At 69.1% G+C, this 12,746-nt stretch carries 8 protein-coding genes; 5 read left to right on the top strand and 3 right to left on the bottom strand.

What is annotated here, in order from left to right; genetic code table 11:
• The first annotated feature begins 41 nt into the window (after positions 1 to 41).
• The gene (locus tag JHC79_RS14020) at positions 42 to 1,592 is read left to right on the top strand and encodes a molybdopterin-dependent oxidoreductase (RefSeq protein ID WP_296391797.1); all 1,551 of its coding nucleotides are present in this window, start codon (positions 42 to 44) and stop codon (positions 1,590 to 1,592) included.
• Here JHC79_RS14020 and JHC79_RS14015 read toward each other — a convergent pair.
• From JHC79_RS14015 to JHC79_RS14005, 3 genes are all read right to left on the bottom strand, one after another.
• The gene (locus tag JHC79_RS14015) at positions 1,585 to 2,238 is read right to left on the bottom strand and encodes a TetR/AcrR family transcriptional regulator (RefSeq protein ID WP_296391795.1); all 654 of its coding nucleotides are present in this window, start codon (positions 2,236 to 2,238) and stop codon (positions 1,585 to 1,587) included. The two genes, JHC79_RS14020 and JHC79_RS14015, sit on opposite strands and share 8 nt — an antisense overlap.
• A gap of 63 nt (positions 2,239 to 2,301) precedes the next feature.
• A complete protein-coding gene (locus JHC79_RS14010; RefSeq protein ID WP_296391793.1) occupies positions 2,302 to 3,831 on the bottom strand; it encodes an MFS transporter in 1,530 nt (509 codons plus the stop codon).
• Positions 3,828 to 4,511: a PadR family transcriptional regulator gene (locus JHC79_RS14005; protein WP_296391791.1), complete on the bottom strand. Its 684-nt coding sequence runs from the start codon at positions 4,509 to 4,511 to the stop codon at positions 3,828 to 3,830. The genes JHC79_RS14010 and JHC79_RS14005 overlap by 4 nt, the downstream gene beginning before the upstream one ends.
• A 106-nt stretch (positions 4,512 to 4,617) precedes the next feature.
• Between JHC79_RS14005 and JHC79_RS14000 the strand changes: the two genes are divergently transcribed.
• The 4 genes from JHC79_RS14000 to JHC79_RS13985 form a co-directional block, all read left to right on the top strand.
• Positions 4,618 to 5,661, top strand: coding sequence for a glutathione S-transferase C-terminal domain-containing protein (locus JHC79_RS14000; protein WP_296391789.1), 1,044 nt, complete (start codon positions 4,618 to 4,620; stop codon positions 5,659 to 5,661).
• On the top strand, positions 5,658 to 6,422 hold the full coding sequence (locus tag JHC79_RS13995) for a hypothetical protein (RefSeq protein WP_296391787.1): 765 nt from the start codon (positions 5,658 to 5,660) through the stop codon (positions 6,420 to 6,422). The genes JHC79_RS14000 and JHC79_RS13995 overlap by 4 nt, the downstream gene beginning before the upstream one ends.
• Entirely contained in the window at positions 6,419 to 10,234 is a 3,816-nt protein-coding gene (locus JHC79_RS13990) for an ABC transporter ATP-binding protein (RefSeq protein WP_296391785.1), read from the top strand. The genes JHC79_RS13995 and JHC79_RS13990 overlap by 4 nt, the downstream gene beginning before the upstream one ends.
• A gap of 135 nt (positions 10,235 to 10,369) precedes the next feature.
• Positions 10,370 to 12,746, top strand: a 2,377-nt coding sequence (locus JHC79_RS13985; protein WP_296391782.1) for a multifunctional oxoglutarate decarboxylase/oxoglutarate dehydrogenase thiamine pyrophosphate-binding subunit/dihydrolipoyllysine-residue succinyltransferase subunit, incomplete at its 3' end; no start/stop codon positions are given.

The following is a 12,746-nucleotide window of genomic DNA, read 5'->3' as shown; positions in this document are numbered from 1 at the left end:
CTTCATCACCTGTGGGGGGCGTCATGTGGATACTGGATCAGGTGACATCAGTCCAGGAGACACCGACGCCCACGGAGCCGCACCCCCCGGTGACGGTTCTGCGCGTCGTCAACGGGATCGTCGCCGCCGGATTGACCGTCGGCGTGGGACAACTGGTGGCCGCGGTGTTCGATCGTGCGGCGTCGCCGCTGTTCGCGGTGGGGTCCGCGGTGATCGACCTGACGCCCAAGTCGGTTCGCGAGTTCGCCATCAGCACCTTCGGGACCGGCGACAAGACCGCCCTGCTCGTCGGCATGGGCGTGATCGTCGCACTGCTGGCGGTTCTCGCCGGCTTGCTGGAGACCTCGCGGCGCTGGTGGGGATCGGCGCTGTTCGCCGCCTTCGGCGCACTCGGCGTCGCCGCGGCGGTGACGCGACCGGCCGCGGGGGCTTGGTGGTTCCTCCCGACGGTCCTCGGTGTGGCCGCGGGCATCGCGTTCCTCCGGTTCATGGCGGTCCGACTGGACTCCCCCACCACCGGCGAGACCGGAACCGGGCCCGATCGGCGCACATTCCTGCTCGGCGCATCCGGCGCGGGCGCGGCCGCGGTGGTCACCGGGGTCGCGGGCAGCGCACTCGACCACTTCTTCAACGACGTCAGTCGGGACCGTTCGGCGTTCTCGGTGCCCCGGGCGGTCAACACCGTCGACCAGTCCGCGGGTGACGACGCCGGCGCGACCCCGTTCGTCACCGACAACAGCGACTTCTACCGGATCGACACGGCGTTGCAGCCGCCCCAGCTCACCAGCGGCGCCTGGTCGTTGCGGATCCACGGCATGGTCGACCGCGAGGTGCGGATCGACATGGCGGCACTGCGCCGCATGCCGGCCATCGAGAAGATGGTCACCCTGACCTGTGTCTCCAACGAGGTCGGCGGCGACCTCATCGGCAACGCGACCTGGACCGGCTACCGCCTGCGCGACCTGCTCGCCATGGCGGGCCCGTCCGACGACGCCGACATGGTGCTGTCGAGCAGTTCCGACGGCTTCACCGCCGGTACCCCGCTCGAGGCACTGACCGACGACCGCGACTCCCTGCTCGCGGTGGCCATGAACGGCACACCGCTGCCCATCGAACACGGCTATCCGGCCCGCATGGTGGTCCCCGGTCTGTACGGGTACGTCTCGGCGACGAAATGGGTTGTGTCGCTGGAGGTCACCCGCTTCGACCGCGCCAAGGCCTACTGGTCGACGCGCGGGTGGTCGGAGAAGGGCCCGATCAAGACCAGTTCGCGGATCGACGTCCCCCGCGACTCCGCCACGGTGAGCGCCGGACGCGTGGCCGTCGGCGGTGTCGCATGGGCGCAGCCCCGGGGCATCAACGCCGTGCAGGTGAAGGTCGACGACGGCCCGTGGCAGAGTGCGCGTCTGCTGGCGCCGGACAACATCGACACCTGGCGACTGTGGAGTTGGGACTGGGACGCCACCTCCGGCGACCACACCCTGACCGTCCGCGCGATCGACGGCGAGGGCCGACAGCAGTCGGCCGTGGTGTCACGACCCGACCCGGACGGGTCGACCGGACTGCACACCATCGACGTCTCGGTCAGTTGAGAACCGCGACCACCGGGGTCGCGCGATCGGTGATCCACCCTGCGAGCAGGTCGAGTGACCGGGTCGCGGCCTCGTCGTCGCGGTCGACCAGCCACCACTGGATCATCCCGTAGATCAGTTGCAGCGCACCGCGAACCACGTCGCGCTCGCCCCCGTTGAACGTCATCGCACTGCGCGCACCGAGTTCGGTCAGGAACTGCAGGCCGTACTGCTCGGCCAGGGCATTCTGCCGCAGGGCGGCCGACGCCGAGCCGGACGAGTCGGGTGCCCGTAGGGACACCACCGTCGACTCGATGAGCACCAGCCACCGCTGCGGGTGATCGCGGGCCAGCATCAGCGCCGAGGCGAGCGTCTCCGACAGCATCGAGTGCAGAGCCGCACTGCCGGTTCGGATCTCGGCCGGATCGTCGGGCGTCTGCTGGATGGTGAGGAATGCCTGCAGATGCGTGGCCACGGCCCTCTCGACCATCGCGGCCATCAGCTCGTCCTTGTTGGCGAAGCAGTAGTGCACGACGCCGAGGGAGACTCCCGCCTCCTCGGCCACCGCGCGTACGGTCACCGAGTTCATCCCCGACCGCTGCGCCAGCCCCAGCGCACACTCGACGAGTTGATCGCGACGCTCGCCGATGGTCAGTCTGGACAACATGGTTGCAAGTACAACCGACTGTCGAAGGGCCGTCAACCAGGGCCGACGCCGTGTCCGGTGGCCTCAGGCCGTCGGCGCCGGAACCGACTGCGCCGCGGGCGTGGTCGGCGTGGTCGCCACCGCGGCGGGGGTGGACCCCAGGTGCCGCGGCCGGGCCAGGAAGACAGCGGCCACCACGCCGAGGAGCAGGACCGCGGCCGGCAGGTAGATCGCCTGGCCCATCGCGGTCGCGAAACCCTCGCGCAGGAACGCGGGCAGCCGGTCGACGTCGTGGGGCACGGTGCCGCCGACGCCGGGCAGCTCGGCGGCGAGACGGGTCTGCAGGAGAGCGCCGACGGCAGCGCTGCCGAGCACCGATCCCACGACACGCATGGTGTTGTAGACCCCGGCCCCGGCCCCGGCCTGCGCCATGGGCAGGTTGCGGTTCGCGGTGGCGGCCAAGGGCGCCCAGATCCCCGCGCTGGCCAGACCCATCAGGCTCACCGGCAGGAGCAGCATCCACACGGGGGTGTCCGGCCGGGCGATCATGCCCAGCCACCCGATCGCGACGGCGTTGAGGAACAGACCCGATCCGATGATGTATCGCGGATGGGTGGTGTCGACCATGCGGCCGACGAACGGCGCCAGCACACCGGTGATCAGCGCCATCGGAACCAGGACCAGTGCCGACTGGGTCGGCGTCATCCCACCCACGAGCTGCAGATAGAACATCATCGGCACCATCAACCCGGAGGTCGCGAAGCCCATCGCCGCGATGCCGACGTTGGAGAGGGAGAAGTTCCGGTCGCGGAACAGTGACAACGGGACGAGTGGTTCGGTGCGGATCTTCGACTGCCACCAGACGAACACCCCGATCACCGCGACGCCCGCGGCGACGAGAACCCAGATCCACGGCGCCCAGTCGTACTTCTCACCGTCCTGGATGCCGAACACCAAGGCGCTCAGGCCCACCGCGCTCAGCACGACACCGATCACGTCGAACTGACGGACACGGGTGTCGACCGTCGGGACCAGCCACCACGCCAGGACGACGCCGACGATGCCGACGGGGACGTTGATGAAGAAGATCCACTCCCACCCGAGGCTGTCGACGAGGACACCACCGAGCAGCGGTCCGACGAGCGTGGCGACACCGGCGACGGTGCCCCACACGCCCATGGCCGCCCCACGACGTTCGGCCGGGAACATCCGGGTGATCAGCGACATCGTCTGCGGGGTGATCAGAGCCGCGCCGATACCCTGCAACGCGCGCGCCGCGATCAGTTCCCCGATCGATCCGGAGAGTCCGCACCAGACGCTGGCGACGGTGAAGACGACCAACCCGGCCTGGTACATCAGCTTGGGCCCGAACCGATCTCCCAGTCGCCCGGTGATGAGCAGGGGCACGGCGTAGGTCAGCAGATACGCGCTGGTGACCCAGATGACGCCGTTGAAGTCGGTGTCGAGGCCCTCCTGGATCTTCGGCTGGGCGACCGCGACGATCGTCATGTCGACCAGGATCATGAAGAACCCGAGGCAGAGTGCGCCGAGCGCGGCCCAGGGACGGTCGGTCACCGGCTTGAACGCCGGCGGGGCACTGGTGGTGTCGGTCATGTCGTCACGTCTTCCGTCTTGGTGGTGTGGGTTGCATGGTGCGCCGGGGGGCCGACAATTCCGGAGAAGTCCTCGCCCGCCAGCGGACACGGCGGTGCGCCCTGGCCGCGACGGGCGTGGTCCATCCAGGTCAACGAGCCGTCGACGAGTCGGTCGCGCACCGACCGCAGCCAGTCGAGTTGGGCGGTGAGGGTCGCGCAGCGGCAGCCGACGTCGAGCAGGAACATCTCCGACACCCCGCGATCGGTCGCCTGGGTGCGCGCGCTCCGGTAGTAGTCCAGCTCCTCGGACATCGCGACGAGTCGACGCTCGAGCAGGTCGATGACCTCCACGCGCGGTAGTTCGTGTGACTCGGCGAGCGCGAGGAAGAGCTCCGGGAACTCGGTGGTCGGGGTGCCGAGCATTGCCGACAACCGCGCCCGCAGGGCCTGCGAGCCGGCGTCGGTGATGGCGTAGACGGTCCGCTCCGGTCGGTTACCCGATCGCTCGACCTCGTTGACCTGCAACAGTTCTCGTGCCATCAGTCGGTCGACGGTGTGGTACAGCGAACCGGGCCGGATGTTGGCGAAACGGTCCTCCTTGCGCGCGATCAGCGTCTGGACCATCTCGTACGGGTGCATCGGGCGCTCGGCGGTCAGACCCAGGATCATCACCGCGAGAGGTGTGAGTTCGGTTGCCATCGACCCTCCCGTCCACGTCATTCCGCGTCGAATATTCCGGAAGGAATAATCACAGACCGATCAGCATCGCGCAAGTGGCGTCCGCACACGGGCTAATCTGGTCGAGATGAGTACCCACGACACCGCCACCGAGTCGAATCCCGGGAAGTACGTCGAGCCGGGCGCCGACTTCGTCCGCGACACCAACTACATCGAGACCCGCATCACCCGCGACGGTGCCGACGGCTATCCGGTGGAGGCCGGACGGTATCGCCTGGTCGTGGCCCGCGCCTGCCCCTGGGCCAACCGGGCGATCATCGTCCGACGCCTGCTGGGCCTCGAGGGCGCGATCTCGATGGGTCTGTGCGGCCCCACCCACGACGCCGACAGCTGGACCTTCGACCTCGACCCCGGTGGATTCGATCCGGTGCTGCAGATCCCGCGACTCAAGGACGCCTACCTGGCGCGATTCCCCGACTACCCCAAGGGCATCACCGTGCCCGCGATGGTCGACGTGCCCACCGGGCAGGTGGTGACTAACAACTTCCCGCAGATCACCATCGACTTCTCCCTGGAGTGGACCGAGCACCATCGGGACGGAGCACCGCAGCTCTACCCCGAACACCTGCGCGCCGAGATCGACGACGTCAACGACGGGGTGTTCACCGAGATCAACAACGGCGTGTACCGCTGCGGTTTCGCGGGCAGTCAGCAGTCCTACGACCGCGCCTACGCGCGACTGTTCACCCACCTCGACAAGATCAGCGATCGTCTCGCCACCCAGCGGTACCTCGTCGGTGACACGATCACCGAGGCCGACGTGCGACTGTTCACGACGCTGGCCCGGTTCGATCCCGTCTACCACGGGCACTTCAAGTGCAACCGGTCCAAGCTCTCCGAGATGCCTGTCCTGTGGGCGTATGCGCGAGACCTGTTCCAGACACCCGGTTTCGGCGACACCACCGACTTCACGCAGATCAAGCAGCACTACTACATCGTGCACAGCGACATCAACCCCACCGGCATCGTGCCGCAGGGCCCGGATCTGCGTGGCTGGAACTCCCCGCACCACCGCGAGGAGCTCGGCGGCCGTCCGTTCGGCGACGGCACCCCGCCGCCGCCCCCGATCGAGGGCGAGGTCGTCGCGGCCCAGGACTCGGCGCCCCGATGAGCTCGTCGGATCCGGGCGCGCCGACGCCGCCCGCGGTCGAGAAGCAGTCCGGCGGTTCGGGAGCGATCGTGTCGATCATCGACCGCGCCCAGCGTCTGCAGGCCCCCGCTGTCGCGGCCTACGTCCGCCGCCTGCGCGACGCCAACCCGGACGACTCGCCGGCGCAGCTCATCGAGCGACTCGAATCGCGATACCTGAAGGCGGTCATGGGTTCCGGCGGCGCCGTCGGGGCCGCGGCCGCCGTCCCCGGGGTCGGCACCATCGCGTCGATCGCAGCCCTCGGCGGCGAGTCGGCGTTCTTCGTCGAGGCGTCGGCGTTGTTGGCGCTCGCGGTGGCCGAGGTGCACGGCATCCCGATCGACCACAGCGAGCGTCGCAAGACGCTGGTGTTGGCGGTCGTGCTCGGTGAGCAGGGGGTGCTCGCCCTCGGCAAGGCGTTGGGCACCAAGAGCAACAACGCGCTGGGACGCGTTGCGGGCGGGGCGATCCCCACCCCCGCGCTGCGGAATCTGAACAAGACGTTGATGAAGAAGCTGATCAAGAAGTACGCGGCCCGCCGGGCCCCGCTGATGGTCGGCAAACTCCTCCCGGCCGGTGTGGGCGCGGCCGTCGGCGGCGTCGGCAACCGCATGCTGGGCCGCAAGATCATCGACAACGCCCGCACGGCGTTCGGTCCCGCCCCGACGAACTGGATCATCGACGGCACCGTCGTCGACGGATCGGCACGGGGTCAGGCGGCGATCGACACGGGAGATCGGTGAACGGTGGCTGGATAGCCCGACTGGTTGCCGAGTGTCTCCGCAACCGGGCGCTCGTCACCATCACCCTGGCGGTCACCGGGGTGGGCGTCCTGATCGACCTGGGCGCGCCGCTGCTCACCAAGGCGGCCATCGATGACGCGACCGGTGTCGCCTCACACGGGTTCTCCATCGCGGCGATCGCCTCGGCCCTGGCCGGCCTGGGTGTCATCCGGTTCGGTGCCCAGTACGTCCGCCGGGTCACCGCGGGACGTCTGTCGCTGACCGTCCAGAACACGTTGCGCCGCGGGCTGTTACGAACACTGCTCCGACTCGACGGCACCGCACAGGAGTCGATCAGCACGGGGCAGGTCGTCTCGCGGTCGATCTCGGACCTGCAGTTGGTCCAGGGTCTGCTGGCGATGGTGCCGCTGTCGTTGGGCGCGGTGGTCCAGGTCGTCCTGGCGTTCTGCGTGATGGCCTATCTGTCCCCGCTCCTCACGCTCGTCGCCGTCCTCGTCATCCCCGCGGTTGCGGTGGTGGCGTTCCGGACCCGCAAGGCCCTGTTCGCCGCGACCTGGTCGGCCCAGCAGTCCGCGGCCGACGTCGCCCAGCACGTCGAGGAGACGGTCACCGGGGTCCGGGTCGTGAAGGGGTTCGGACAGGAGGGGCGCTCGGTCGACGAGCTCGTCGGCCACGGCCGACGCCTGTTCTCCCAACGGATGCGGGCCGCGGCGATCAACTCCCGCTTCACGCCGACCATGGGTGCGATCCCACAGGTCGCGATGGTCGGGGTGATCGCACTGGGCGGCTACCTGACCGCCCGCGGCGACATCACCGTCGGCACGTTCCTCGCGTTCGCCACCTACATCACGACGATGACCTCACTGGCGCGACTGCTCACCAACCTGATCGTCTCCGCCCAGCTGGCGCGCGCCGCCGTCGAGCGCGTCTACGACGTCATCGACCACCCGGCCGACCCGGCGCTGGCCAACACCCGCACCGTGCCCCCCGGCGCCGTCGTACTCCGGCTGCGCGATGTGCACTTCGGCTTCGACGACCCTGCCGACGGAGGTCGCGAGCTCTTCTCCGGACTGGACCTGGAGGTCGGCCCGGGTGAATGCGTCGCCGTCGTGGGTCCACCCGGATCGGGCAAGTCCACCATCGCCGCGCTCGTCGGCGGAGTGCACCGTCCGCAGGCCGGAGCGGTCGAACTGATCGCCGGCGGCGAGGTCCTCGACACGGCGGAACTGACCCCCGACGCACTGCACGCCACCGTCGGGATCGTCGTCGACGAACCATTCCTCTACTCCGACACGATCGCGGCGAACATCGCCCTCGGCCCGGAAGCCGACGAGACCGGCGAGGTCCCCGACGCGTCGCGTCGAGCGCGTGTGACGGAGGCGGCGCGGCGTGCCAGCGCGCACGACTTCATCACCGCCCTGCCGGACGGATACGACACCGTCGTCGGCGAACGCGGGCTGACCCTCTCGGGCGGTCAGCGACAGCGCATCGCCGTCGCCCGCGCGCTCTACGCCGATCCCCCGCTGCTGGTCCTCGACGACGCCACCTCGGCCGTCGACGCCACCACCGAGGCAGCCATCCTCGGTTCCCTGCGCAGTTCGCCGGGTCGCACGATGATCTTGCTCGCCCACCGACGGTCGACGCTGACCCTGGCCGACCGCGTCGCGGTCGTCGACGCAGGCGTTGTGGTCGACACCGGCACGCCGGAAGAACTCGACGCCCGCTGCCCGCTGTTCCGTTCGCTGATGTCACACACCACCGACCCGGCCGACGACCTCGACTCCGACGTCGCGCCGGCCCGGGCCGAACATCCCGACGACACCCTGTGGCCGCCGGCGCTGGAGTCGACGTCCACCGACGGCAGCGGCTTCGGGGTCCGGGCCGGCGCGAGCGTCCCCGCCAAGGTGGGTCGTCGCGGCGGCGGCGGTGGTGTCGCCGGCGCGTTGGGCTCGATGCCGGCCACGCCTGCCGTCCTCGACGCCGTCGCGGCCCTGCCGCCCGCGACCGAGGACCCCGACATCGACGTCGCGGCCGCCCGCGCACACGATCCGCAGTTCTCGTTGCGTCGCATGCTCTCCCCCGTGCGCTGGTTGCTCGCCGGGGCCATCGTGGCCATCGCCGTCGACACCCTCGTCGGGTTGGCGTTCCCCTCGATCGCTCGGATCGGGGTCAACGCCGCCACCGCCGACCATCTGACGTCGCTCTGGATCGCCTCGGGCGTGGGCCTGGCCCTGGTCGCCGTCGGGTGGGTGGCGACGTCGCTGATGACGATCATGAGCTCGCGGGCCGGGGAACGCGTGTTGTTCACCCTGCGCATACGCAGCTACGCCCACCTGCAACGTCTCGGACTCGACTACTACGAGCGCGAGCTGTCGGGCCGGATCATGACGCGGATGACCACCGACATCGACGCGCTGTCGTCGTTCCTGCAGACCGGGTTGTCCACCGCGGTGGTCGCGGTGCTCACCATCGTCGGGGTCGCGGTCGCGTTGGTGCTCACCGATCCGAGCCTCGGCGCGTTGATGCTGCTCGTGTTCCCGCCGCTGATCGTCGCGACGATCGTCTTCCAGCGGGTCTCGTCCCGCGCCTACACACGGTCGCGGGAACTGATCAGCACGGTCAACGCCGACTTCCAGGAGAACGTCGCCGGGCTGCGCACGACCATCCTCTACCGGCACACCGAACCCGCCGAGGCCCGGTTCGCCGGTCGCGCGGCGGAGTACGTGCGTGCTCGGATGGTGTCCCAGCAGGCCATCTCGCTGTACTTCCCGTTCATTACCCTCACGTCGGATCTGGCAACGGCGGGCGTCATCGCATTCGGGGCCCATCAGGTCAGCACCGGCGCCACGGGAGCGGGCACGCTGGTCGCCTTCGTGCTCTACCTCGGCATGTTGTTCGGTCCGGTACAACAGCTCTCGCAGGTGTTCGACGGGTATCAGCAGGCCGTCGTGGGCCTGCGGCGCATCGGGGACCTGCTGCGCACCGAGAGCAGCGTCGCCGCCGAGGCAGACGCGGACCCAGCGGTCACCGGCCCCGTCGACCCCGCCACCCATTTCACCGGTCACGCCGCGCTCGACGAGGTCCGATTCCGGTACGAGGCCGCGACCGATGACGCCCTGCGCGGGGTGTCGATCGACCTGCCCGCAGGCAGCTCGCTGGCGCTCGTCGGTCAGACCGGTGCGGGCAAGTCCACGATCGTCAAACTCCTCGCCCGCTTCTACGACCCCACCTCGGGTTCGGTGCGCATGGACGGCCGCGACATCCGTGAGTACCCCCTCGACCGCTACCGGTCCCGTCTCGGCGTGGTCCCGCAGGAGCCCCACCTGTTCACCGGGACGGTCGCCTCGAACATCGCCTACGGCCGACCCGACGCCGACCGCGAGCGGATCACCGCCGCGGCCGCCGCGGTGGGCGCGGTGGACATGATCGCCGGCCTGCGCGGCGGCATGCTCCACCGTGTCGGTGAGCGCGGCCAGGGGCTCTCGGCGGGACAGCGTCAGCTCATCGCGCTCGCCCGCGCCGAACTCGTCGACCCCGATCTGCTCCTGCTCGACGAGGCGACCGCCACCCTCGACCAGGCCACCGAACGACAGGTGCTCGCCGCGGGCCGGCATCTCACCGGGTCGCGAACGTCGGTGATCGTCGCCCACCGCCTGGCGACCGCGGCCCGTGCGGACCGCATCGCGGTGGTCGCCGACGGTCGGATCACCGAGCTCGGAACCCATGACGACCTGCTCGCGTTGAACGGTAAGTACCGCGAGCTCTGGGACGCGGGTGTCACACGAGTCGACGGCGCCTCGACACTCCGCTGAGCGACACCGATCCACGACCACCGGTCCGTGTGCATCGCGTGTGAGCGGGGACTAACCTTTGGTGGTCGGGCGTTGTTGTACCACCGGGCCCATCAGACACACAGATCAATCAGGGAATAGAGGCGAGATTCTGCCGTGAGCAGCAGTTCGGTTTCAGACTTCGGACAGAACGAATGGCTGGTCGACGAGATGTACCAGCGGTTCCGCGAAGACCCGGACTCGGTCGACGCGAGCTGGCACGAGTTCCTCGCCGGCTACGAGCCCACAACCGATGACGGGGCCGCGACCAACGGCAACGGCTCGGCGAAGCGGGCGTCCAACGGCTCCGGCGGCAACGGGGCGAGCAAGCCCGTCTCGTCGTCGGCCGCTCCGGAGAAGGGCGCCGACGCCCCGGCCACCGCGGTGAGCGAGGCTCCCGCGACGAAGGCCGCGTCCGGGCAGGCGGTGCAGAGCCGCGACAGCTCGGCGGGCAGCAACGTCGCCCCTCCGCCCACCCGCACCTCCCCCGCGACCAAGACCGTCCCGGTCGAGAAGGCCGTGAGCAAGGCGCCGAACCCGAACAAGGGCACGGTTCCGAAGAAGGAGTCGACGGACAAGAAGGACACGGCCGCGAAGAACGGTGCGGCGACCTCGACGTCGGAGACCAAGCCCTCCGGTGACGCCCCGGCGCAGACCGAGGACAGCACCAAGATCCTCCGCGGCGCGTCGGCCGCCGTCGCCAAGAACATGGCGCTGTCGCTGCAGATCCCCACGGCCACCAGCGTGCGTGCCATCCCCGCGAAGCTGATGATCGACAACCGCATCGTGGTCAACAACCACCTCGCGCGCACACGCGGCGGCAAGATCTCGTTCACCCACATCCTCGGCTACGCGATCGTCCAGGCGGTCAAGGCGTTCCCGAACATGAACCGCCACTTCGACGAGATCGACGGCAAGCCCAACGCGGTCTCGCCCGCCCACATCAACCTCGGCCTCGCCATCGACCTGCCCGGCAAGGACGGCAGCCGGTCGCTGGTCGTCGCGGCGATCAAGAACACCGAGACGATGAAGTTCGGCGAGTTCCACGCCGCCTACGAGGACATCGTCCGGCGGGCTCGGGACGGCAAGCTGACCGCCGACGACTTCGCCGGCGTCACCATCTCGCTCACCAACCCCGGCACGATCGGGACCGTGCACTCGGTGCCCCGCCTGATGAAGGGCCAGGGCGCGATCATCGGCGCAGGCGCGATGGAGTACCCCGCCGAGTTCCAGGGTGCGAGCGACGAGCGGATCGCCGAGATGGGCGTGGGTAAGCTCATGACCCTGACCTCCACCTACGATCACCGGATCATCCAGGGTGCCGAGTCGGGCGACTTCCTCCGGACCATCCACAACCTGCTCCTCGACGACGCCTTCTTCGACGAGATCTTCACCGCGTTCCACATCCCGTACGAGCCCATCCGCTGGCGCAAGGACATCGCGTCGCCCGCCGTGGACAAGAACGCACGGGTCCTCGAACTCATCGCGGCGTACCGCAACCGGGGCCATCTGATGGCCGACATCGATCCGCTGATGATCGATTCCGATGCCCGGACCGCGCACCCCGATCTCAACGTGCTCACCTACGACCTGACGCTGTGGGATCTCGACCGCGACTTCAAGGTCGGCGGTTTCCACGGCCAGGACACGATGAAGCTCCGCGACATCCTGTCGGTGCTGCGCGACGCGTACTGCCGCCACGTCGGGGTGGAGTACACCCACATCCTCGAGCCCGAGCAGCAGCAGTGGCTGCAGGAGCGGGTGGAGATCAAGCACACCAAGCCGCCGATCGGCGAGCAGAAGTACATCCTGTCCAAGCTCAACGCCGCCGAGGCGTTCGAGACGTTCCTGCAGACCAAGTACGTCGGGCAGAAGCGGTTCTCGCTGGAGGGCGCCGAGTCGGTCATCCCGATGATGGACGGCGTCATCGACCAGAGCGCCGAGCACGGACTCGACGAGGTCGTCGTCGGGATGCCGCACCGCGGTCGTCTCAACGTCCTGGCCAACATCGTCGGCAAGCCGTACTCGAAGATCTTCACCGAGTTCGAGGGCAACCTGAACCCGTCGCAGGCGCACGGCTCGGGAGACGTGAAGTACCACCTCGGAGCCGAGGGCAAGTACTACCAGATGTTCGGCGAGAACGAGATCAACGTCTCGCTGACCGCCAACCCGTCGCACCTCGAGGCGGTCGACCCGGTGCTCGAGGGTCTCGTGCGCGCCAAGCAGGAGATGCTCGACCGCGGCGACGACGCCTTCACGGTGCTGCCACTCGCACTGCACGGCGACGCCGCGTTCGCCGGACAGGGCGTGGTCGCCGAGACGCTGAACCTCGCGATGCTGCCCGGGTACCAGACCGGCGGCACGGTGCACATCGTCGTCAACAACCAGGTCGGCTTCACCACCGCACCCGAGCACTCTCGGTCCTCGGAGTACTGCACCGACGTGGCGAAGATGATCGGCGCGCCGATCTTCCACGTCAACGGCGACGATCCCG

Source organism: Williamsia sp., from assembly GCF_016462415.1.
Classification (GTDB): Bacteria; Actinomycetota; Actinomycetes; order Mycobacteriales; family Mycobacteriaceae; genus Williamsia_A.
The sequence above is the reverse complement of the archived record's forward strand: the minus strand, read 5'-3'. Positions and strand labels throughout refer to the sequence as shown.